Annotated in this window: 20 protein-coding genes; 12 read left to right on the top strand and 8 right to left on the bottom strand. The window is 57.8% G+C overall.

The window, feature by feature from the left end:
- Positions 1–26: 26 nt before the first annotated feature.
- The 5 genes from rng to QPL94_RS09335 all read right to left on the bottom strand — a co-directional run bounded on the left by rng (position 27) and on the right by QPL94_RS09335 (position 4,643).
- The gene (gene rng / locus QPL94_RS09355; protein WP_137435124.1) at positions 27–1,508 is read right to left on the bottom strand and encodes a ribonuclease G; all 1,482 of its coding nucleotides are present in this window, start codon (positions 1,506–1,508) and stop codon (positions 27–29) included.
- Positions 1,501–2,106 carry a Maf family protein gene (locus tag QPL94_RS09350; protein WP_285356979.1) on the bottom strand — a complete coding sequence of 202 codons (606 nt, stop codon included), beginning with the start codon at positions 2,104–2,106 and terminating at the stop codon, positions 1,501–1,503. The genes rng and QPL94_RS09350 overlap by 8 nt, the downstream gene beginning before the upstream one ends.
- Positions 2,107–2,118: 12 nt before the next feature.
- Entirely contained in the window at positions 2,119–2,595 is a 477-nt protein-coding gene (gene mreD / locus QPL94_RS09345) for a rod shape-determining protein MreD (RefSeq protein ID WP_137435126.1), read from the bottom strand.
- On the bottom strand, positions 2,595–3,509 hold the full coding sequence (gene mreC / locus QPL94_RS09340; RefSeq protein WP_502881541.1) for a rod shape-determining protein MreC: 915 nt from the start codon (positions 3,507–3,509) through the stop codon (positions 2,595–2,597). The genes mreD and mreC overlap by 1 nt, the downstream gene beginning before the upstream one ends.
- A 93-nt stretch (positions 3,510–3,602) precedes the next feature.
- Positions 3,603–4,643 (bottom strand): rod shape-determining protein, encoded by a 1,041-nt coding sequence (locus tag QPL94_RS09335; protein WP_150991542.1) that lies wholly within the window; start codon positions 4,641–4,643, stop codon positions 3,603–3,605.
- Positions 4,644–5,020: 377 nt separating this feature from the next.
- Here QPL94_RS09335 and gatC point away from each other — a divergent pair, with 377 nt between their 5' ends.
- The 3 genes from gatC to gatB are packed head-to-tail and all read left to right on the top strand — an operon-like array spanning position 5,021 to position 8,297.
- Positions 5,021–5,308, top strand: a complete 288-nt coding sequence (gatC, locus tag QPL94_RS09330; protein ID WP_285356977.1) for an Asp-tRNA(Asn)/Glu-tRNA(Gln) amidotransferase subunit GatC — start codon at positions 5,021–5,023, stop codon at positions 5,306–5,308.
- Between the two features lie 47 nt (positions 5,309–5,355).
- The gene (gatA, locus tag QPL94_RS09325; RefSeq protein ID WP_285356976.1) at positions 5,356–6,813 is read left to right on the top strand and encodes an Asp-tRNA(Asn)/Glu-tRNA(Gln) amidotransferase subunit GatA; all 1,458 of its coding nucleotides are present in this window, start codon (positions 5,356–5,358) and stop codon (positions 6,811–6,813) included.
- Between the two features lie 32 nt (positions 6,814–6,845).
- Positions 6,846–8,297 (top strand): Asp-tRNA(Asn)/Glu-tRNA(Gln) amidotransferase subunit GatB, encoded by a 1,452-nt coding sequence (gene gatB / locus QPL94_RS09320; protein ID WP_285356975.1) that lies wholly within the window; start codon positions 6,846–6,848, stop codon positions 8,295–8,297.
- Between the two features lie 573 nt (positions 8,298–8,870).
- On the opposite strand, the gene rimO is transcribed toward gatB, so the two are convergent.
- Positions 8,871–10,211 carry a 30S ribosomal protein S12 methylthiotransferase RimO gene (gene rimO / locus QPL94_RS09315; protein ID WP_285356974.1) on the bottom strand — a complete coding sequence of 447 codons (1,341 nt, stop codon included), beginning with the start codon at positions 10,209–10,211 and terminating at the stop codon, positions 8,871–8,873.
- Positions 10,212–10,612: 401 nt separating this feature from the next.
- Between rimO and QPL94_RS09310 the strand changes: the two genes are divergently transcribed.
- The 4 genes from QPL94_RS09310 to QPL94_RS09295 all read left to right on the top strand — a co-directional run bounded on the left by QPL94_RS09310 (position 10,613) and on the right by QPL94_RS09295 (position 15,115).
- Positions 10,613–11,017, top strand: coding sequence for a PilZ domain-containing protein (locus QPL94_RS09310; RefSeq protein WP_285356973.1), 405 nt, complete (start codon positions 10,613–10,615; stop codon positions 11,015–11,017).
- 173 nt (positions 11,018–11,190) lie between these two features.
- Positions 11,191–12,099 (top strand): sulfate adenylyltransferase subunit CysD, encoded by a 909-nt coding sequence (gene cysD / locus QPL94_RS09305; protein ID WP_285356972.1) that lies wholly within the window; start codon positions 11,191–11,193, stop codon positions 12,097–12,099.
- A 1-nt stretch (position 12,100) separates the two neighbouring features.
- Complete coding sequence (gene cysN / locus QPL94_RS09300; RefSeq protein ID WP_285356971.1) at positions 12,101–13,759, top strand: sulfate adenylyltransferase subunit CysN; 1,659 nt, start codon at positions 12,101–12,103, stop codon at positions 13,757–13,759.
- A 339-nt stretch (positions 13,760–14,098) separates the two neighbouring features.
- On the top strand, positions 14,099–15,115 hold the full coding sequence (locus tag QPL94_RS09295) for a nucleoid-associated protein (protein WP_285356969.1): 1,017 nt from the start codon (positions 14,099–14,101) through the stop codon (positions 15,113–15,115).
- Positions 15,116–15,272: 157 nt separating this feature from the next.
- Here the strand turns inward: QPL94_RS09295 and trmH are convergent, their stop codons facing one another.
- Positions 15,273–16,010: a tRNA (guanosine(18)-2'-O)-methyltransferase TrmH gene (trmH, locus tag QPL94_RS09290; protein WP_285356968.1), complete on the bottom strand. Its 738-nt coding sequence runs from the start codon at positions 16,008–16,010 to the stop codon at positions 15,273–15,275.
- Positions 16,011–16,389: 379 nt separating this feature from the next.
- On the opposite strand from trmH, the gene miaB reads away from it, so the two are divergent.
- From miaB to lnt, 5 genes are all read left to right on the top strand, one after another.
- On the top strand, positions 16,390–17,736 hold the full coding sequence (gene miaB, locus QPL94_RS09285; RefSeq protein WP_285356967.1) for a tRNA (N6-isopentenyl adenosine(37)-C2)-methylthiotransferase MiaB: 1,347 nt from the start codon (positions 16,390–16,392) through the stop codon (positions 17,734–17,736).
- 494 nt (positions 17,737–18,230) lie between these two features.
- A complete protein-coding gene (locus QPL94_RS09280; protein ID WP_285356966.1) occupies positions 18,231–19,214 on the top strand; it encodes a PhoH family protein in 984 nt (327 codons plus the stop codon).
- A complete protein-coding gene (ybeY, locus tag QPL94_RS09275) occupies positions 19,211–19,684 on the top strand; it encodes an rRNA maturation RNase YbeY (protein WP_285356965.1) in 474 nt (157 codons plus the stop codon). The genes QPL94_RS09280 and ybeY overlap by 4 nt, the downstream gene beginning before the upstream one ends.
- Positions 19,681–20,532 carry a CorC family transporter gene (locus tag QPL94_RS09270; RefSeq protein WP_285356964.1) on the top strand — a complete coding sequence of 284 codons (852 nt, stop codon included), beginning with the start codon at positions 19,681–19,683 and terminating at the stop codon, positions 20,530–20,532. The genes ybeY and QPL94_RS09270 overlap by 4 nt, the downstream gene beginning before the upstream one ends.
- Positions 20,522–22,072 (top strand): apolipoprotein N-acyltransferase, encoded by a 1,551-nt coding sequence (lnt, locus tag QPL94_RS09265; protein WP_285356963.1) that lies wholly within the window; start codon positions 20,522–20,524, stop codon positions 22,070–22,072. The genes QPL94_RS09270 and lnt overlap by 11 nt, the downstream gene beginning before the upstream one ends.
- A 274-nt stretch (positions 22,073–22,346) precedes the next feature.
- On the opposite strand, the gene QPL94_RS09260 is transcribed toward lnt, so the two are convergent.
- The gene (locus QPL94_RS09260) at positions 22,347–22,895 is read right to left on the bottom strand and encodes a zinc ribbon-containing protein (protein WP_285356962.1); all 549 of its coding nucleotides are present in this window, start codon (positions 22,893–22,895) and stop codon (positions 22,347–22,349) included.
- Positions 22,896–23,196 lie beyond the last annotated feature (301 nt).

Below are 23,196 nucleotides of genomic sequence, written 5' to 3'. Positions count from 1 at the left end.
CCTAGTGAATGCCTGCCGTTCCGGCGTTACAGCAGCACCACATCATACTGCTCCTGACTGTAGAATGGCTCAACCTGAAAGCGAATGGTTTTACTGATGAAGGTCTCCAGGTCCGCAACGTTGTCGGATTCCTCGTCCAGCAACCGATCCACCACGCTCTGGGAGGCCATGACAAGATAACTTTCTGCGTCATAGGCACGGTTTACCCGCAGGATTTCCCGGAACACCTCGTAACAGACCGTCTCACTGGTCTTCAGGAAACCACGGCCATCGCAGATGGGGCAGGGTTCACAAAGTATCTGGCCAAGGCTCTCGGTGGTGCGCTTGCGGGTCATTTCCACCAGCCCCAACTCCGAAACCCCGGTTATCTTGGTTTTGGCATGGTCCCGCTCCAGCATCTTTTCCAGCATGCGATGCACCTGGCGCTGGTGCTCGGCATCATCCATGTCAATGAAGTCGATAATGATGATGCCGCCAAGATTACGCAGCCGCAGCTGACGGCTGATGGCGCGGGCCGCTTCCAGATTGGTCTTGAAGATGGTTTCCTCAAGGTTGCGGTGGCCCACAAACGCGCCGGTGTTGATGTCGATGGTGGTCATTGCTTCGGTCTGATCAATGATCACGTACCCACCCGACTTCAGCTGGACCTTGCGGCTGAGGGCTTTCTGGATTTCATCTTCAACGGAATAGAGGTCGAAGATGGGCCGTTCGCCCGGATAGTACTCGACCTTGTCGGAAAACTCGGTCACGAACTCATTCACAAATTCCATGACCCGCTGGTGACTCTCACGACTGTCGATACGGACTTTTTCGGTCTGGGGGCGAATCAGGTCACGGATGGTACGGATAAACAGCGGCAAATCCTGATAGACCGCAGTCGGCGCCTCACTGCGGGTTATGCGCTCTTCGATCGCCTGATTCAGGCGATGCAGGTAGGTCATGTCGCCAAGCAGATCTTCCGCTGAAGCGGCCTCAGCGGCCGTGCGAATTATGTAGCCCCCGCTGGCGTCAGAGTCTGCGGCTGCCCCCTCTTCTACCAGGGTTTTCAGCCGGGCACGCTCATTCTCATCTTCGATTCGCTGGGAAATGCCCACATGACTGACACCGGGCATAAACACCAGGTAACGGGACGGTATAGACAGCTGGGTTGTCAGCCGCGCGCCCTTGGTGCCGATGGGGTCCTTGGTGACCTGCACCACCAGTGATTGCCCTTCCCGTAGCAGGGTACGGATATCCGGGACGGTTTTCGGGGTATCGGCGGGTTCATTGGGCGGTTGCTGAACGGGCACCACATCGGACGCGTGAATAAAAGCGGCACGCTCAAGACCAATATCCACAAAAGCCGCCTCCATGCCGGGCAGCACGCGAACCACCTTGCCCTTGTAGATATTGCCGACAATGCCCTTCCGGCTGGTACGCTCAATGTAGGCTTCCTGGAGCATGCCGTTCTCCACGAGAGCCACCCGGGTTTCCACCGGGGTAACATTGATCAGTATTTCTTCACTCATTGCGGCTCTCCTGCCTGCTGTTCCAGGTTTCCCAGACCGGGCTTCCGGCGCCGGCAAGTAATTCTGCGGTTTCCTGCAGGGGCAGACCAACCACGGCGCTGTAGCTACCCCGAAGTTCTTCTACAAAAATACCACCCCGCCCCTGAATACCATAGCCACCGGCCTTGTCCATGGGCTCCCCGGTCGCCACATAGGCTTCTATCTCCTCGCCCGATAGTGGACGAAAGCGGACATCCGTAACAGAAACCCGGGACTCGCAGGCGTTGGCGCTGGCAACAGCCACCGCCGTCATTACCTGATGGGTCGTGCCTGACAGTTGCTTCAGCATGCCCATCGCATGGTGACTGTCCTGGGGCTTACCAAGGATCTGGCCCCCAAGAACGACCGATGTGTCCGAGCCGATCACAGTGGCACCTGGCTCTGTTGCCTGAACAGCCAGTGCCTTACCCCGAGCCAGCCGCTCCACATAATCCACTGCGGACTCATCTGTGCCCGGAGTTTCATCAATATCCGCCGGGCGAACATGAAACGACAATCCGATCTGCTTCAGCAGTTCGGCTCGGCGCGGTGAGGCTGAGGCCAGAATAATCGATGCCATACGAGCCCCCCTCTATCCGAGTTTGCGGTTGAGATTGTCCAGCAGAACACAAACAAAAGGCCAGGCTATGGCACTCGTCAGTGCCGGCCAGAGATAACTGAAGCCCGAATCATCCGCGCCCAGAGTCTGCTTGATAAAATGCACCAGCATCTGGTTGATACCCAGTAGCAGAAAGACCATCAGGCACTGCTGGGGCATTGGATACATGCGCAGCCGCTGGTGAATAGTCAGCACCAGGAACGCAATGACCCCCATGGCCAAGGCGTTGACGCCCAGCGGCGTGGCCTCCAGGACATCCAGCAACAGCCCCAGACACCAGGCCAGCAGAATGCCAAACTGGGCGGGCGCCCGGAAAGTCCAGTAGAACACCATCAATCCCAGCCATTCCGGCCGGAACTCGAACCAACCCACCGGGAACAGGGAACTGCTGAGCACCAGGGCCAGAACAATGCTGAAGGCGAAAACGGGATAACTGATTACTGACAGCATCAGCGCACCTCTCCCTGTTCTGCCGTGTCCACGCCAGTGCCAGCGGCTGTGTCCCCGGCTTCGTCAGTGGCCTCCTGTTCAGGAGAGAACACAACCAGTAGTAACCGGCTCTTGTTCAGCTCTGCCAGCGGCGTTGCCTCTATTTTCACAAAAGGTTCGCCCGGCTCTTTAACGATCCTGTCCACTTCCGCAACCGGATATCCTTTGGGAAAACGCCCACCCAGGCCAGAACTGACCAGCAGGTCCCCCTCCCGGATATCCGCGGTATCCGGTACATGCACTAATTCCAGGGTGTTGGTGTCGCCATTGCCCAGAAGAATCGCCCGCAGGCCATTGCGAACCACTTCCACCGGCACGGCATGGCTGCTATCCGAAACCAGCAATACCCTTGAGGTAAAACTGCTGGTTTGCTGAACCTGCCCCATCAGGCCATTGGCATCCAGGATCGCCTGGCCTACTTCAACGCCGTCACGGCGACCCTTGTTGATAACAATTTCATGGGAGAAAGGGTCGGGAGAAACGGCTACCACTTCGCCGACAATAACCCGGTCGTCCAGCACCTCCGACGAATTCATCAACTGACGCAGTTCGTTGTTCTCGGAAGCCAGCGCCGCGTATTTAAGAGCCCGACGCTCCAGAATCAGAAGGCGTGCCCGAAGCTCCTCATTTTCGGCCTGCAGGTCTTCCTTGGAGGTAAACAGGCTGGCGACCCAGCCGCTCAGCTCAGAGGGCGCATTGCCCAGCCAGTGAATCGGCGCCATGCCTGTGCCAATGGCGCTGCGAACAGGGGTAAGCTGATCGAAACGGGCATCAGCCACAATCAATACCGCCGACAGCACAATGACCAGCAACAGTCTGAAGCCGGGAACAGGACCCTGTACAAAGATGGTTTTAATGGCGAACCCTCCCGCAATCCCTGCAGGTGTCCATACGACAACCGCCGCCGTGAATTTTCACGAGCGGCGGCCGGGTTGTGGCAATGTCGGGGCGTAAAGCCGGGGTCAAGGTCAGCCCTCCTGGGAGAACATTCCGATTCCACCACGGTCAATCACTTCCAGCGCCTTGCCACCACCACGGGCGACACAGGTGAGCGGATCTTCAGCAATGATTACCGGCAGGCCGGTTTCCTCGCTGATCAGTTTGTCCAGTCCACGCAGCAGCGCTCCGCCACCGGTCAGTACAATGCCACGCTCGGCTATGTCGGAAGCCAGTTCCGGTGGCGACTGTTCCAGGGCGCTTTTCACCGTCTGGACGATTTGTGCCAGGGACTCCTGAAGGGCGTCGAGGATTTCTTCGCTGTTCAGGGTAAAGGCACGGGGCACGCCCTCGGCCAGGTTACGACCGCGAACATCGATTTCGCGGATGTCCAGGCCTTCATAGGCACAGCCGATTTCGTGCTTGATGCGCTCGGCGGTGGAATCACCGATGAGGCTGCCGTAGTTGCGGCGCACATAGGTGACGATGGCTTCGTCGAACTTGTCACCGCCAGTGCGGACGGACTCGGCGTAGACGATGCCGTTCAGGGAGATAATGGCGATCTCGGTGGTGCCACCACCGATGTCCACGATCATCGAGCCGCTGGCTTCCTCTACCGGCAAGCCGGCGCCGATGGCAGCAGCCATGGGTTCCTCAATCAGGAAAACTTCCCGTGCGCCGGCACCAAGGGCAGACTCGCGGATAGCCTTGCGTTCCACCTGGGTGGATTTGCTGGGCACGCAGACCAGTACCCGGGGGCTGGGTGTAATAAAGCTGTTCTCGTGCACTTTATGGATAAAGTGCTGGAGCATTTTCTCGGTAACGACAAAATCTGCGATGACGCCGTCTTTCATCGGACGGATGGCGGTGATGTTGCCCGGCGTGCGGCCCAGCATACGTTTGGCCTCGGCGCCAACGGCTGCAACCATTTTCTGGGACCCATGGGTGCGGATGGCCACAACGGAGGGCTCGTTAAGTACGATGCCGCGTTCGCGCACGTAAATAAGGGTGTTGGCGGTGCCCAGGTCGATGGACAGGTCGCTGGAAAATAAACCTCGGAGTCTTTTGATCAACATTCGTGTAGTTTCAACCTGAGAGTTGCAGTCGCAAAAAATGATGCGGCAACTTTAGCAGTGAGCACCCCTGCAGGCAAGGCACCATCGGGGCTCCCGCGGGGTCTTTCACGCTTTCGCCCTTTGTTTTGGCCCCTCCCGCGATTGTTCGAATCTGTTACCATAGCGCTTTTATTTGTCAGGCTCTGGTGGAGGGCCGTTCGGGGGGAGCTTTCCAAAACACGCTCGAGCACGTCCGTGTGGCGCTTGAGCTACGCCATCCCTGGCTCCGCACAGTTTTGGAAAGCTCCCCCCGAACGCCCCGGAAACCCGGGTGGCCTTCATTGAATAAACCGTATTATTAAAGACATTTCACATAGTTAAACCTGGGAGGCAATGTGACCATTTCCCGTAAAGACATTGAAAAAGTCGCTGTGCTCGCACGCATTCGGGTGGATGACGAGCAGGTTTCAGCGCTGGAGAAGGATCTGGGCAATATCCTGGAGCTGGTGGATCAGTTAAGCGCCGCCGATACCGATTCGGTGGAGCCCATGGCTCATCCGTTGAATGCGGTTCAGCGCCTGCGCCCGGATGAGATAACGGAAACCAATCAGCGGGAAGCTTTCCAGGCTATTGCACCGGCTACCGAGAATGGCCTTTATCTCGTGCCGCGTGTCATCGAGTAAATAAAAGGTATTGAGTGATCTGACGACCAGCGATTTCAGGATTCATCATGCATAACAAATCCGTAGCAGAACTTTCCCGTGAACTGGAAAGCGGCAAGATTTCCAGTGTGGAGCTGACCCGGGAATACCTGGGGCGCCTCAAGAAAGAAGACGAACAGCTCAACAGCTTTATCTCCATCACCGAAGACCAGGCTCTGGCGGATGCCCATGCTGCGGACGAGCAGCGGGCGGCCGGCAAAGCCACGCCGTGGACCGGGGTGCCGTTTGCCCACAAGGATATCTTCTGCACCAACGGGGTAGCCACCACCTGTGGATCAAAGATGCTCGCGAACTTTGTGCCACCCTACGATGCCACGGTCACGGAGAACTTCCGCAAGGCGGGAGCTGTATGCCTGGGCAAAACCAATATGGACGAGTTCGCCATGGGCTCATCTACCGAGTCCAGTCATTTTGGTGCGACAACGAACCCCTGGGGCCTGAGCAAGGGCGAGAAGCGTGTTCCAGGCGGTTCTTCCGGTGGTTCTGCGGCGGCGGTTGCCGCGCGGCTGGTGCCGGCGGCGACGGCGACGGATACCGGTGGCTCAATTCGCCAGCCGGCAGCCCTGTGTGGCGTGACCGGTCTGAAGCCAACCTATGGCCGGGTATCCCGGTACGGGATGATTGCGTTTGCTTCCAGCCTTGACCAGGGCGGCGCCATGGCACGCTCTGCTGAAGATGCGGCCCTGATGCTGAATGTCATGGCCGGGTTCGATCCAAAAGATTCCACCTCCATCGACCGGGAGGTACCTGACTATACGGCAACGCTGGATGAGCCCCTGAAAGGGCTGCGCATCGGCCTGCCGAAGGAATATTTTGCCGATAACCTCAGCGCAGCAATGGAAGAGCAGGTTCGTGGCGCTATCCGCGACTATGAAAAGCTGGGCGCCACGGTGAAGGACGTGTCCCTGCCCCACGCCAACCTTGCGATTGCTGCCTACTACGTCATTGCCCCGGCAGAGGCTTCTGCCAATCTGTCACGCTTTGACGGCGCCCGTTATGGCTACCGCTGCGAAGACCCGAAAGACCTGATGGACATGTACACTCGCACCCGGGCCGAAGGTTTCGGTGCCGAGGTGAAGCGCCGGATTCTGGTGGGCACCTATGCGCTGTCTGCCGGTTATTTCGACGCCTATTACCTGAAAGCCCAGAAAGTACGCAGGCTGATCCAGCAGGATTTCATTGACGCCTTCCGGGAAGTGGATGTGCTGATGAGCCCGACTACGCCCTCCCCGGCCTTCATCCAGGGCGAGAAGTCCAACGACCCGGTCACCATGTACCTGGAGGACGTGTTTACCGTGGCAATTAACCTGGCGGGAATTCCAGCCATGTCGGTGCCAGCGGGATTCGTGGACGGCTTACCGGTTGGCCTGCAGATTATCGGAGACTACTTCTCCGAGGCGCGTCTGCTGAACGCTGCCCATCAATTCCAGCAGGTGACCGACTGGCACCAGCGTGAACCGCAATAAGCCCGGAACAGGCCAGAAACAGGAGAGCGACTATGCAATGGGACATTGTGATCGGGCTGGAAATTCACGTTCAGCTTGCCACCCGAACCAAGATTTTTTCCGGCTCCAGCACCGCCTATGGCGCCGAGCCCAACACCCAGGCCAACGCCGTTGACCTGGCGATGCCGGGCACCCTGCCGGTTCCGAATGAGCAGGCGTTCCGCTACGCGGTGATGTTCGGCCTGGCGGTCAATGCAGAGATCGAACGCCGTTCAGTGTTCGAACGCAAGAACTACTTCTATCCGGACCTGCCCAAGGGCTACCAGACCACCCAACTGGAGCGGCCCATCGTGGGCCCCGGCTATGTGGATCTCGACCTGGCCAACGGTGAGACCAAGCGTGTGCGCATTCACCACGCCCACCTGGAAGAAGACGCCGGCAAGTCTCTGCATGAAGACTTTCACGGCATGACCGGCATCGACCTGAACCGGGCGGGTACCCCGCTGATCGAAGTGGTCACTGAACCGGACATGACCAATGCCGAGGAAGCGGTGGCCTTTGCCAGGAAGCTACACGGTATTGTAACGTCACTGGGCATCTGTGATGGCGACATGTCCCAGGGCTCCATGCGGTTTGACGTGAACATCTCGCTCAAACCGAAAGGCTCTGACACTCTGGGCACCCGCACCGAAACCAAGAACCTGAACTCCTTCCGTTTCATGGAACAGGCCATCGCCCACGAGGTGGAGCGGCAGATGGATATCCTCGAAGACGGTGGCACCATCGTGCAGGAAACCCGCCTGTACAACGGCGACAGGGACGAATCCCGCTCCATGCGCACCAAGGAGGAAGCCAACGACTACCGTTACTTCCCCTGCCCGGACCTGCTGCCGGTGGAAATCGACGATGCCTTTATCGACGAAGCCCGCAACAGCCTCCCGGAACTGCCGGACGCCCGCAAGGCACGCTTCATGGAGCAGTACGGCCTGAACGACTACGACGCAGGCCTGCTGGCCAGTGATTCAAAACTCGCGGCGTTCTTCGAAGCCGCCGCGGATCGAGGGAAAGATGCCAAACTGGCTTCCAACTGGGTCCAGGGCGAATTCTCCGCACGACTGAACGCAGAAGAAAAATCTGTTGCCGACTCGCCGATCTCCGGTGCCCAGTTGGGTGACCTGGTGGTGCGCATTGCCGATAACACGATTTCCTCGGCCGGTGCCAAGAAGGTATTCGAAGCCCTGTGGTCTGGCGAGAACGACAATGTGGACGCGATTATCGACGCCAAAGGCCTGAAGCAGGTGTCTGACACCGGCGAACTGGAGAAAATGGTGGACGAGGTACTCGCCTCCATGCCGGATCAGGTGGCCCAGTATCAGCAGGAGTCCGATCCCAAGAAGCAGAAGAAGATGCTCGGCGGATTTATGGGGCCGCTGATGAAGGCCTCCAAGGGTCAGGGCAATCCGAAGCTGTTTAACGAGATTCTGGTTAAGAAGCTTGGGGGATAACCCTCGGGCTTTGGGTCGGGGATTCTTGCTGCGGCCCTAGCCTGCTTGATGTGGGGGGAGGCCTCGGTGGGAGGCTTCTCCCAAAAAACGCTACAAGCACCCCTGCGGGGTCCGGCCAGCAATCACAGATTGCTGTCGTTCGGCTGTCGCATGAAGCTTCGCTTCATAAGCGCTCGGCCGAACCCATGTGCGCTTGGGCTCCGCCATCCATGGCTCCGCACATTTTTGGGAGAAGCCTCCCACCAAGGCCTATCAACTCCGTGATAACGCCGGACAAACACCTCATCGTAGGTCGGATTAGCGAAGCGTAATCCGACAAATGGGATCGACCGTTAACACGGTGTCGGATTACGCTTCGCCTTTTATGCCCTTCACGGGTAAATCCGACCTACGTTTGGCGCTAACTGCGTGTTCGGCCAGCGCGGGTGGGGACGGCTTTCCAAAACTGTGCGGAGCCATGGATGGCGGAGCTCAAGCGTCACATGGATGTGCCGAAGGAGCGTGTTTTGGAAAGCCGTCCCCACCCGTGCGTCAGCTCCAAGCCCAGAAGGTTAGAGCCCAACTCAAAGGCTACTAAACAAGCCGACCCCAAAGATCATGCTCATCCGCATGCTCAACCACGGCCTGAACAATCTGCCCGGGCACCAGGTCAGTCTCTTCATTGAGATAAACCATCCCGTCAATCTCAGGCGCATCTGCCTTGGAACGACCAATGGCACCTTCCTCGTCCACTTCGTCAATCAGTACGTCTATAGTCTGGCCGATTTTGGCCTGCAGGCGGGCAGCTGAGATCTCGGCCTGTTTTTCCATGAAGCGGGCCAGGCGCTCTTCCTTTACTTCCTCAGGCACGGCACCTTCCAGCTCGTTGGCCCTGGCGCCTTCCACCGGGCTGTATTTGAACGCGCCTACCCGATCCAGCTGCGCTTCATCCAGCCAGTCCAGCAGATACTGGAAATCTTCTTCGGTTTCGCCGGGGAAGCCCACGATGAAGGTGGAGCGAATGGTCAGTTCCGGGCAGATCTCCCGCCACTTGCGAATGCGCTCCAGGGTCTTGCTGTCGTGGGCCGGGCGTTTCATGGCCTTGAGGACTTTCGGGCTGGCGTGCTGGAACGGGATGTCCAGGTACGGCAGGATCTTGCCTTCGGCCATCAGCGGAATAATGTCGTCTACATGGGGATAGGGATATACGTAGTGCAGGCGCACCCAGACACCCATTTCGCCCAATGCTTCACACAGTGACTGCATTTTCGTTTTTAGCGGACGACCCTGCCAGAAGCCCGTGCGGTATTTGATATCCACGCCATAGGCGGAGGTGTCCTGGGAAATCACCAGCAGCTCTTTGACTCCGGCATCTACCAGTCGCTGCGCTTCGTCCATCACATCGCCGATGGGGCGGCTGACCAGGTCACCGCGCATGGAGGGAATGATGCAGAATGTGCAGCGGTGGTTACAGCCTTCGGAGATCTTCAGGTAGGCGTAATGCCTCGGCGTCAGCTTGATGCCCTGGGGTGGAACCAGGTCCGTGAAAGGATCGTGTTGCTTGTTCGGCGGCACGAACTGGTGCACGGCACCGACCACTTCCTCATAGGCGTGGGGGCCGGAGACCGCCAGAACACCGGGATGGGTGTCGCGGATCTTGTCGGCCTCCACACCCATACAGCCAGTGACGATCACCTTGCCGTTTTCACTGATTGCCTCTCCAATGGCATCCAGGGATTCCTGCTTGGCGGCATCGATAAAGCCGCAGGTGTTGACCACAACAATGTCGGCGTCATTATAGGTGGGCACAACGTCGTAGCCATCCAGCCGCAGTTGGGTAAGGATGCGCTCTGAGTCAACAAGAGCCTTGGGGCAGCCGAGGCTGATGAAGCCAACTTTGCCGCTTTGGGAAACGGAAGGATTTTTGTCTGTCATAACCTGCACGGAATCATAGCGCCTGAATCAGCGCCAGGTGAATGGTGGTGCGTAGTTTACCTCAGCCGGGCTGCTGCCGTCAGTGAACTCGAACAGGGAATTCAGCCCATCCGGATTTAACAGGCGTCACTATCAGTGACGCCATGTTCATATTCAGTTCACAAATCTGACAGGTTTAGCGACAGGCAACTTGCCGATCACGAAACAAACAACTAGACTTTCAGGGAGTTAAGACCGAAATAATAAGCGCTTGCCGTTATCCCGTGCACGTCATGTTAGGAAATCATGACAATCTGCGGGACTTTCTTGTGTATAAAACAAGGCGCAACAGCAAGTATAAAAAGGACTGAACGATGGGTAAGGCAGCCTCCTTTGAAACCAGAGATGCCAGAAGAGTCACTATGAAACCAGTTGCCGCCAAGCCAAACCTTCGCAACCAGCAACGTGTTGATGTTGCCACTGAAGCCAGAATTGAAAAACCCGATGGCAGCTGCCTGACCTGTATGGTGTCCAATATTTCGCGAACAGGGATCATGATCCTGTGTGACCGGGAAGCCGTCAAGAAACTGGTCCCTGGCCAGAAAACGCCCGCGCCCGGCCACTGGATATCCGTCACGGCAACGTTTTCAGTACCTGTGGTTGCCCAGCAGCCCGTTTCGGTTGTCACTACCGGCAATATCGTCCACATGCGCCGCATTGCCCGCGACCAGTTCCAGCTTGGCGTCCAGTTCACCGAGTTTGAAGGCAACGGGTTCGAGTACGTCAATAATTACGTCAGCAAACTGCTTGCCGCTTCGGTGCCCTGAGCAAACAAGCACCCTTCCCATGGATTGCCCCGCCACAATGCCGCTATATTGTTATAGCAGCAAACTCTAGTTACCCGTCTTCTTATGCCATGGCCAGATCTGGTATCATTGCCGCATTCACACGCCCAGCCTCTGTCTAATCCGGAGGCACGCAAACGCGGTAACAGGATACGATGACCACTTACAACCTGACGCATCTCAAACAGCTGGAAGCTGAAAGCATCCATATCATCCGGGAAGTCGCAGCCGAATTCGACAACCCGGTCATGCTCTATTCCATCGGAAAGGACTCCGCAGTGATGCTGCACCTGGCCCGCAAGGCCTTCTACCCGGGCAAGCTACCCTTCCCGCTGATGCATATAGACACCACCTGGAAATTCCAGGAAATGATCAAATTCCGGGATCGCAAGGCAAAGGAGTACGGCCTGGACCTGATCGTTCACAAGAACGAAGACGGAATCAGGCAGGGTATCGGCCCCTTTACCCATGGCAGCGCCAAGCACACTGACGTGATGAAAACCCAGGCCCTGAAGCAGGCGCTGGACAAGTACAAGTTTGACGCGGCCTTTGGTGGTGCACGCCGGGACGAGGAAAAATCCCGTGCCAAAGAGCGCGTGTATTCCTTCCGTGACGAATACCACCGCTGGGACCCGAAAAACCAACGCCCCGAGCTGTGGAACATCTACAACGGCAAGATCAACAAGGGCGAGAGCATCCGGGTATTCCCGCTGTCCAACTGGACCGAGCTGGACATCTGGCAATACATCTACCTGGAAAACATCGAGATCGTTCCCCTGTACTACTCGGCCAAGCGCCCGGTGGTAGAACGCGACGGCACGCTGATCATGGTGGACGACGACCGCATGCCCCTGAAAGAAGGCGAGAAGCCGATGATGAAATCCATCCGTTTCCGCACCCTGGGCTGCTACCCGCTGACCGGCGCCATTGAATCCGAGGCAGACACCCTGCCGGAGATCATTCAGGAAATGCTGCTGGCCACCAGCTCCGAACGTCAGGGCCGCGTTATTGACCACGATTCGGCCGGCTCCATGGAACAGAAAAAGCGGGAAGGGTACTTCTAAGATGTCACACCAGTCTGATCTGATTGCCGAAGATATTCAGGCCTACCTGAAGCAACACGAGAACAAGGAACTGCTGCGCCTGCTGACCTGCGGCAGTGTCGACGACGGCAAGAGCACCCTGATTGGCCGCCTTCTCCACGACACCAAGATGATCTACGAAGATCATATGGCCAGCCTGAAAACCGACAGCGCCAAGATGGGCACCACCGGCGAAAAGCTGGACCTGGCCCTTCTGGTGGACGGACTGCAGGCAGAGCGGGAACAGGGCATTACCATCGATGTGGCCTACCGGTATTTTTCCACCGACAAGCGCAAGTTCATCATTGCCGATACCCCTGGCCACGAACAGTACACCCGTAACATGGCCACCGGCGCGTCTACCGCCCAGGTGGCAATCCTGATGATTGACGCCCGCCACGGTGTACTGACCCAGACCCGTCGGCATTCCTACATCGCGTCCTTGCTGGGTATTCGTCACATCGTGGTGGCCATCAACAAGATGGATCTGGTGGATTACAGCGAAGAGCGCTTCAACGAAATCAAGGATGACTATCTGGCCTTTGCCAACAAGCTGGGCCTGAAGGATATCCGCTTCGTACCGATTTCAGCGCTGGAAGGCGACAATGTTGTCAACAAGAGCGAGCACACGCCCTGGTTCACCGGCCAGCCGTTGATGGACATTCTGGAAACCGTCCAGGTTTCCCACGACAAGAACCTGGAGCATTTCCGCTTCCCGGTACAGTACGTTACTCGTCCCCACCTGAATTTCCGCGGCTTCTGCGGCACCATCGCCTCCGGGGTGATTCGCCCGGGAGAGAAGGTGATGGCCCTGCCTTCCAGGCGCACCAGTACTGTCAAGGAAGTGGTGACATTTGATGGCAACCTGGACGAGGCCTACATCGATCAGGCGGTAACGCTGACACTTGCTGATGAGATTGATGTCAGCCGCGGCGACATGCTGGTGAAGGCCGAGGATGAGCCGGAAGTGGGCAACCGGTTCACTGCCAATATCGTGTGGATGACCGATGGCCCGCTGGAAACCGGTCGCCTGTACGACATCAAGCTCGGCCCCACGTTCACCTCCGGCACGGTGAAGAAGATTCATCACCAGACTGATGTGAACACTCTGGAGAGGAACGATAATCCCTCTGCCCTGCAGCTGAACGAGATTGGCCTGTGTGAGCTGACGCTTAGCCAGCCCATTGCGTTTGACGCCTACCCGCGCAACCACGCCACTGGCAGCTTCATTGTGATTGACCGGCTGACCAACGTAACCATTGGCGCAGGCATGATTGCCGGCACCGCGGGGACGGTTGAGTCGCTGGATCCGGTGACCAGCGAGGAGCGTGAGCGTCGCCTGGCCCAGAAGCCAGCGATCATTGCCTGTAACGGCAAGCAGGCCACAGCGCTGGCACTGGCAGTGGAGCGTGCCCTGTTCGATCAGGGCAAGACATCCGTCGTTCTGACCGAAGACAACGCCGGCAATGCCGACGATCGGCGCCGCGCCGCCCAGGTGATCAGTGCCCACGGCCTGGTTGCGATTGTGGTAAACCTCGGTACCGATGTGGCGTCGGCGTCTGTTTCTGCAGACGATGATCAGGAAATTACCGACGCGGTCAATTCTCTGATTCAGGATCTGGTGCGGCACAAGCGGGTTTAGTCTGGCTTTTTTGGACCTTCGCCCCCTGGTCTGAAACCTTGGGGGCTGGTCCCGCGGCGGGGTTACCTTTTCTGCCGGAAAAAGAACTCGCTGCGCTCAGACACCTTTTTCCGGCAGAAAAGGTAACCCCACCCCGTGACCGATCAAACAAATTTAAAATATTCCCGCAAATGTAGGTCGGATTAGGCCTGAAAGGCCGTAATCCGACAAACCAGTTCCGCCCCCCCTCCCCCAAGACCAACTTCCCCCAAAACCCCACAAAATCCATTACAATCCCACCCCCTGAAGGTTTATCCTCAGAACCTCTCATGTATTACCAAGCAAGGATCCAACAACTCCATGGCCATCAAGCACCTCCGCACACTCTTCGCCAGCCAACTTCAACCCGGCCAGCCGGCCCGGGTGCGTCCCGGCGAGGCCCTGTCCGAGCCCGGCGGCGACTATGAGGGCCTACACAAACAGATGAAGCGCCTGTTCAACAGTAAGCCCGGCAAGAAGTACGGTCGCTTTTCCGAGGATATTGGTGAGTCGCCTTTTAGCGCCTGGTTGAAGGATTATCTGGAGGACAAGCAGAGCTTTACTTCCCTGACCGACCGTATCTTCGACCAGTGGCAGGAGTTGCTGAATGGCAGTCAGGAAGAACACCAGGGGCATCTGATGTTGGTGCACGAGGCCCTGGCGGATGGGGAGGTGATGTATCTGTTGGTGCTGGAAACTGACAGTGCCTTGCGGTTCGATGGGCAGCAGTCGCTGGACACCACGGACGTGCTCAGTCTTTCCCGGCTGAACCTGGCTGTTCGTATCGAGCTGGAGGACTGGCAAAGCGACAACGCCGGAGAGAATTACCTGACTCTGGTCCATGCCCGTGGTAGCGGTGAGCCGGGCGAGCTGTTTATCCGGCTGTGTGGTTTTACCAACCAGGTGGATGTGGAGAAGGAAACCCTGACGTTCATGGATGCTGTTGAGGCGTTTGCGAAGTCTTCCGAGCCGGAGGAAGCGGGCAAGATTCGCGCTAGGGCCTATGAGTTTTCCAAGGAGCAGCATGCGCTGGGGGAGCCGGTGGCTATTGAGGCACTGTCAGGGTACCTGGATGAGGATCAGCCGCAGCGTTTCAAGGAGTTTGCCAGCGAGACTGCCGAGCTTCCGGAGAGCGGCGTGCTGCACCCGGATCATCGCAAGGTGAAGAAGCTGGTGCGGATTGCGGGTTCTGGGGGTGGTATGAGTGTTTCGTTTTCTTCGGATCTGGTTAATCAGGCGGTTTACTATGATCGTGACAATGATGCGTTGACCATCACTCGGTTGCCTAAGGCTTTGCGGGAGCAGTTACAGCGGTATCTGGAAAGTCGCGACGATTGAGGTTGCTGATCCGCTAGACTGGTAGCTTAGGGGCTGGTCCCGCGGCGGGGGTACCTTTTCTTCTGGAAAAAGAACTCGCTGCGCTCGGACACCTTTTTCCGGCAGAAAAGGTACCCCCACCCCGTGACCGATCAAGTCACGAGTTAGCGCTAAGGTTTTACGACTCATCAGCTGTTTCTGCTGCGGTGTCCGTCCATCTTGGGCGGTTTGCGCGTAGTTTTCGGACTTCCTGCATCCAGCCTACTCCATCGACCAGTTCGCCGGTTTCCGGATCTATGGGTGGATACGGCAGGTGGCGGTCGTCGCAGTAGCGTTTTACGACGGGCTGGCACCAGCGGAACAGCAGGCGGTTGTATTCGTCGTCCGGCAATCGCCGATGATCAAACAACCCCGCCAGCTTGCGCTGCCGTTGGGCTTCGGAAAGGATAATTGCGCAGGCTGACGATACGTTCAGGGACTCAACCATGCCCATCATCGGTATCACAATGTGCTCGTCTGCTTGCTCGGCGGCTTTGTCACTGACGCCGTCCACTTCGTTACCCAGGATCACCGTGCAGGGTACGGTGAAATCTACTTCCCGGTAATCAATTGCTCGATTTGAAAGCTGTGCGGCGTAAAGTTTGTGTCCCTGGTCTTTCAGTGTGCTAACCGCCTCATCCATGGTGGGATGGGTATGGGTGGTGACCCAGTTGTAGCTGCCGCCGGCGGTTTTGCGGAACGCCCGGAAGCCTTCCCGCGGCCAGACCACGTGCATGCTGGCCAGACCAAAGGCGTCGCAGGAGCGAATGATGGCCGAGAGGTTGCGGGGTTTGTGGACCTGGTCGGTGAGGACGCTGAGGTCTGGTTGGCGGGTGTTGAGGGTTTGTTTGATTCGGGCTAGGCGTTCGGGGGTCATTGGAGTTTTGGTTAATGATCAGTGGTGTTTCAGGCTTCGGTTGTCGGATTACGGCTTTGCCTAATCCGACCTACGTGGATGAGGTTTTGCACGTCAGCCGGAGAAGTGGTTGGGGCGAGGCTTTCCAAAAACGTGGAGCGCGAGGGATGGCGCGACCGAGCCCTACAGGGACGTATTCACGGGCGTTTTTTGGAAAGCCTCGCCCCAACCGCTTCAACTCCCGAGCCCAGGAAAATGAATAATACCACAAGCGATTTAGAGGATTGCCGAGACAGAGGTGGTTGCGGATTGATCAGCCCGTTATAATGGCCAGCTAACTTTTTTAAGCGCCAATCCTGACCTCCCGGCGCAAGCCACACACCAAAATATGTTGAGACACATGGCCAAGAAGCTGTACATCAAGACCCATGGCTGCCAGATGAACGAGTACGACTCATCCAGAATGGCGGACCTGTTGAAGAGCGGCGAAAGCGTTGAAATGACGGATTCGCCGGACGACGCTGACATCCTGTTGCTGAACACCTGTTCCATCCGGGAAAAAGCCCAGGACAAGGTATTCCACCAGCTGGGTCGCTGGAAAAAACTGAAAAACAGCAAGCCGGACCTGATCATCGGCGTGGGTGGCTGCGTGGCCAGCCAGGAAGGCCAGGCCATCATTGACCGCGCGCCTTACGTCGATATGGTCTTCGGCCCGCAAACCCTGCACCGCCTGCCAGACATGATTACCGAGGTTCGTGCCAAAGGTAACGGCGTGGGCGTGGTGGATGTGAGCTTCCCGGAAATCGAAAAGTTCGACAACCTGCCCGACCCAGGCGCCGACGGCCCCTCCGCGTTTGTGTCCATCATGGAAGGCTGCAGCAAGTACTGTACCTTCTGTGTGGTCCCCTACACCCGCGGTGAGGAAGTCAGCCGCCCGGTGGACGACGTGATTGCCGAAGTCGCTCACCTGGCCGGCCAGGGCGTACGCGAGGTTAACCTGTTGGGCCAGAACGTGAACGCCTACCGTGGCGAGACCCACGACGGCGACGTGATGGACATGGCCGAACTGGTCACCCTGATTGCCACCATCGACGGGATCGATCGCATCCGTTACACCACTTCGCACCCGGTGGAGTTCTCGGATTCGCTGATCGAAGCCTATGAACAGGTACCGGAACTGGTCAGCCACCTGCACTTACCGGTCCAGAGCGGTTCCGACCGCATCCTGGCAGCCATGAAGCGCGGCCACACGGCACTGGAGTACAAATCCAAACTCCGCCGCCTGCGCAAGATCCGCCCGGACATCAGCTTCTCGTCGGACTTTATCATTGGTTTCCCGGGGGAAACCGAGAAGGACTTTGAGGACACCATGAAGCTGATCAACGATATCGGCTTCGATATGTCCTTCAGCTTTGTCTTCAGCGCCCGGCCCGGCACTCCGGCGGCAGACCTGCCGGATGATACGCCGCTGGAAGTGAAGAAGCAGCGCCTGAGCATTCTCCAGGACCGGCTGAACCAGAACGTGATGGATATCAGCCGCAAGATGGTAGGCACGACCCAGCGCATCCTGGTGACAGGGCTTTCCAAGAAGGACCCCGGCGAATACGCGGGCCGTACCGAGAACAACCGTATTGTGAATTTCCGGCATGAAAATCCGGAGGTGGTTGGGCACTTTATTGATGTGGAGATTCGGGAGGCTCTGCCTAACTCTCTGCGGGGTGTGCCTGTGGGTTCAGAGATGTATTAAACCTGGGTTCCCATGCGTCTCGGGATTGGTGAATGGCGAGTGGTGTGTACCTCCTCCCAAAAAACGCTACAAGCACTTCCCTGTGCGCTTGGGCTCCGCCATCCATGGCTCCGCACATTTTTGGGAGGAGGTACCCACCACTCTCCGCGAACCCGTGTCGTGTCTGCGCATAAACGTAGGTTGGATTAAGCAAAGCGCAATCCAACAATGGCGGAGGGCATGCAATTGGCTCAATATCTGTCGGATTACGACTTCGTCTAATCCGACCTACTTGTATTTACGCAAGCGGGCCTGCAAATAGTTAAATGAGGACGCTGGGCGGGACGGCTGCCCAAAAACGTGGAGCGCCAGGGATGGCGCGATCGAGCCCTACATGGACGTATTCACGGGCGTTTTTTGGACAGCCGTCCCGCCCAGCGTCCATCGCACAATGCAAGAAAAGCAATCTCCCCAAGGCACCATCAAGGGGGAGTCAAAACACAACCGGAGACTGTTTGAAAACCAACGACTCAAGACAATTCGACCTGCACCCGGTAGACCAGCACCGGCTGACCACGCTCTGCGGCCAGTTTGATGAGCACCTGAAGCACATCGAGCGGCGTATGGACGTGAAGGTGGGCCGTCGTGGCCATCATTTCCGGGTGGAAGGTGAAACCGAGCATGTGGCCGCGGCTACAGAGGTTATCCGGCATCTGTACCGGGAAACCGAGGCCAGTGACGACATCTCGCCGGACATGGTTCACCTGTTTATCCGCGAGACCGGCTTTGAGCGGCTGGCGGATGATGTGCCCTACAACGGCGCCGTCACGGTCATCAAAACCCCGAAACTGCAGGCCAAGCCCCGGGGCGAGAACCAGCAGAAGTACGTGCATAACATCCGCACCCACGATGTAAACTTTGGCATTGGCCCGGCCGGTACCGGCAAGACCTGGCTCGCGGTGGCCTGTGCGGTTGAGGCGCTGAAAGACGAACAGGTCAAGCGTATCCTGCTGGTACGTCCCGCGGTGGAAGCGGGCGAGAAGCTCGGCTTCCTGCCGGGTGACCTGGCGCAAAAAGTGGACCCTTATCTTCGTCCGCTTTATGACGCGCTCTACGAAATGCTGGGCTTCGACCATGTCACCCGGCTGATCGAGAAGAGCGTGATCGAGATCGCGCCGCTGGCATTCATGCGGGGCCGTACGCTCAACAATTCGTTTATCATCCTGGATGAAAGCCAGAACACCACCCGCGAGCAGATGAAAATGTTCCTGACGCGGATCGGCTTTGGCTCAACCGCAGTCATTACCGGCGATACCACCCAGGTAGACCTGCCACGCGGCCAGAACTCCGGCCTGATCCATGCGGCCGGGGTGTTGAGCAAGGTCTCCGGTATCGGTTTCACACGTTTCGAATCCCGGGATGTGGTCCGTCATCCGCTGGTTCAGCGGATTGTCGAGGCCTATGATTCCCTGGATGACGGGAGTGCCACAGTCCAGTGAGTGAACTGACAGTGGATTTGCAACGCGCTGCTGCTGAGCCAGGCGCCCCGGACAATGCCGACCTGGAGCGCTGGGCGCAGGCAGCGTGGCTTGGCGAGGAGCCTTCAGAGGTAACGATACGTATCGTTGCCAGCGATGAGAGCGCCGGGCTGAACAGTCAGTATCGTGGGAAATCGGGGCCAACCAATGTACTGTCCTTCCCATTTGAAGCGCCAGCCGGTATAACAGTTCCGTTGGCCGGTGATCTGATCATCTGCGCCCCGGTGGTTGAAAAAGAAGCGGCCGAACAGCGCAAAACACTGGCAGAACACTGGGCCCATATGGTGGTGCACGGCATGTTGCACCTCCAGGGCTACGATCATATTGACGATAGCGATGCCGGGGTCATGGAAGCCCTCGAGATCCGGTTGCTCGGGCAACTCGGATTCAGCAATCCTTACGAGACAGAGGAAACGGAAAAAGACTCATGAACGACGATCAGTCGAGTCGCAGTCAGGGCAGCAACAAGTCCTGGCTGGAGCGTATATCACAGGCCTTCTCCAGCGGGCCTGAGTCCGTCGAGGACGTGCTGGAAATCCTGCGGGACGCCGAGTCCCAGAACATCATCGATACCGATGCCATGAGCATCATCGAAGGTGCCATGCAGGTGATCGACATGCGGGTGGATGAAATCATGATTCCCCGTTCCCAGATGGTCACCGTCAAGGCATCCCAGGATCCGAAAGAATTCCTGGGTGAAATCATTTCTTCTGCCCACAGTCGTTTCCCCGTCATCGGCGACAGCCAGGACGACGTGATTGGCGTGCTGCTTGCCAAGGATCTGCTTCCCCTGGCCCTGAACAACGACCTCAACTGGAATCGCATTCGCGAAATCCTGCGCCCACCTACCTTCGTGCCGGAAAGCAAGCGCCTGAACCAGTTGCTGAAGGAATTCAAGGAAACCCGCAACCACATGGCCATCGTGGTGGATGAGTACGGCGGTACCGCCGGCCTGATCACCATCGAGGACGTGCTGGAGCAGATTGTGGGTGAGATCGAGGACGAACACGATTTTGACGAAGAAACCCACATCAAGGCCCGTGGTGACGGAACCTATGCGGTCAAAGCCGTTACGCCGGTGGATGACTTCAACGAATTCTTTGAAACCGAGCTGGACGAGGAAGAGTTCGACACCATCGGTGGTGTTGTGCTCAAGGAGTTCGGCCACCTGCCCAGACGGGGCGAGTCAGTGGAGTTTGGCGGGTTGCAGTTCACCATTGCCAATGCCGATAACCGAGTCATCCGTCTGCTGCAGGTAACGCGTGGTGATGACCAGTAACACAACACCCGCAACCACCGTGCTGACATCGCCCCTTTCTGAACAACCCTGGCTGCGTGCCGTGGCCCTTCTGGTCGCCGGCGCCCTGCAGACCCTGACCTTTTCGCCGTTCAACTGGTGGTGGCTGGGGCCGGTTTCCGTGACCCTGATTCTCCTCTGTTGCTTACCACTGGCTCCACAGAAGCTGTTCAGGGCCGGCTGGCTGGTGGGGCTGGGTTTGTTCGGCACCGGCGCGAGCTGGGTCTATATCAGTATCAGCGAGCACGGCAATACGTCGGTGCCATTGGCCATTATCCTCACAGCTATTTTCGTGGCGGGGCTCGCCCTGTTCCACGGCCTGGCATTCTGGGCCTGGGGCAAACTGTCCAAAGACAGTACGGTAAGACGGCTGCTCCTGTTTCCGGCCGTGTGGATACTGGCTGACTGGATCCGGGGCTGGCTGCTGACGGGGTTCCCCTGGCTGTATCTGGGTACCGCACAAGTGGATGGCCCCCTGGGCGGATTTGCGCCACTGGTCGGCGTGCATGGTGTTACCTTCTGGGTGACGGTTACCGGCGGCGCGGTCATCGCCTGCTGGTGGCTGGCCAGGAGTACACGCTATGCCGGTGCCGCCATTGTGGCCATTGTCGCGCTGTTGCCCTGGGTCACCGGCCCGGCGGCATCAAGCGTGGCGTGGACAACGCTCGACGAAAAGCCAACCACATTCGCGTCGATGCAGGGCAACATCCCCCAGCAGATCAAGTGGGACCCGGATTTCCTCCGGGACCAGATCGTTGCCTACCTTGAGCTGACGGAAGATCACTGGGACACCGACCTGATCCTGTGGCCCGAGACCGCCATCCCCATTCCCCAGGACCAGGCCGGTAAAGTCATTGATCACATCGGTGAGGAACTGGGGGAAAACAGTACCCTGATTACCGGCATCCCCTGGTATGGCTTCAGTGACCGTATTGAAGACTTCACCTTCCACAACAGCATCATGGCCATCGGTAATGGCGGCGGTATCTACCACAAACAGAAACTGGTGCCCTTCGGCGAATACGTGCCTCTGCAGCAGTGGCTCCGCGGCCTGATCGGTTTCTTTGATCTGCCTATGTCCAGCTTCAGCCAGGGGCCGTCCAACCAGTCTCCGTTGGATGCCAACGGCATCAGCATCATGCCGTTTATCTGCTACGAAGTGGCCTACCCGGACTTCGTCGCCAGCAACGCCCGCAATACCGACCTGTTACTGACCATCAGCAACGACGGCTGGTTCGGTGACTCCATCGGCCCGCTGCAGCACCTGCAGATTGCCCGCATGCGGGCCCTGGAAACCGGGCGTTATATGCTGAGGGGCACCAACAATGGCGTCACGGCGATCATTGACCACAAGGGCCAGATTGCGGAAACCATTCCGCAATTTGAACGTGCGGTGCTTACTGGTGAAGTTTACTCCGCGAAAGGGAGCACACCCTACATGCAGTCCGGCTCCTGGCCGGTGCTGACACTGGCGGCGATTCTTATTGTGTTTGTGAGGGTGCGGGTGATTCCCAAGAATTGATCTCGGTTCTCGTCCGGGTAGCCTGCCAGATTGGTGCCTGGCCATGGGGTGGGGGTGCCTTTTCTTTGGAAAAAGAACTCGCTGCGCTCAGACACCTTTTTCTGGCAGAAAATGCACCCCCACCCCATGGCCTTTCTAACTCTGGCGCTAGCTGCCGTAGGTCGGATTTACCCGTGAAGGGCACAATGAGCGAAGCGTAATCCGACACCCCACTAGATACTCACACCATTTGTCGGATTACGACTTCGTCTAATCCGACCTACGCTTACTACACCTACTCCGATTTCCGGGGCCAGCGGCTGGTGACGCGTTCGTAGTAGTGGGAGCCGCAGGCCTCGCAGGGTTCCAGGTGGCTGGTGGCGGTCAGGCAGCGCATATGGCCGCAGTTGAGGCATTTGAACATGCCGGCTGTTGCCACTTCGCCGCTGATGTACTGGCTGGGCGCGTGTTTCTCGAGTTTCTGGGACAGTTCAAGGGTGTCGAGTTTGGTCTTGTCCGCCACCGAGAACAGCATGTCCGCCAGCTGGTGTTCCAGCAGCGAGATATCCAGTTGCAACCATTCCTTCAGGCCTTCGCCGGTTTCCTCCACGAAATGCAGCAGGTGTTCCAGATCCCGTTGCAGGTAGGCGCCCAGCAGGTCTGCTTCCTCCCGGGTCATGTCTTCCAGTTCGTATTCGAATTCCACTGCCCGCTCGATCTCCTCTTGCAGGGTATCGCGGGTGGTTTCCTGCATTTCACTGAGCCGGGACTGGACCCGTTCCAGCATGCGGTCATAGGCCGCAAGGGCCTTGCCTGAGAGGTGATTGCGTTCTGGTTCGGTCATGACAGCTCCTTTTACCGGGTTACAGGTGCAGCGCCGGGCTGTGGGTGGCCTTTGCGGGACACGCTGTAAATACGTCCATGTAAGCTTGACTGCAGCATCCCTGCTGCAGACAGTCCCGCAAAGGCCACCCACACCCCGGCACCAAACATTGGCAATAGCCTTGCTGATCTGACTGCCAAGGTCCGGGGCAGAGCGGGTATGGCTGTCCAGGGATGTCAAAAACATGGATGTTTTTGTCAAGCGTACAGGGACGTATTCACAGCGTGCCCTGGACAGCCATACCCGCTCTGCCCTTCACCAT

This window comes from Marinobacter sp. SS13-12, from assembly GCF_030227115.1.
Lineage (GTDB): Bacteria > Pseudomonadota > Gammaproteobacteria > Pseudomonadales > Oleiphilaceae > Marinobacter.
The sequence above is the reverse complement of the archived record's forward strand: the minus strand, read 5'-3'. Positions and strand labels throughout refer to the sequence as shown.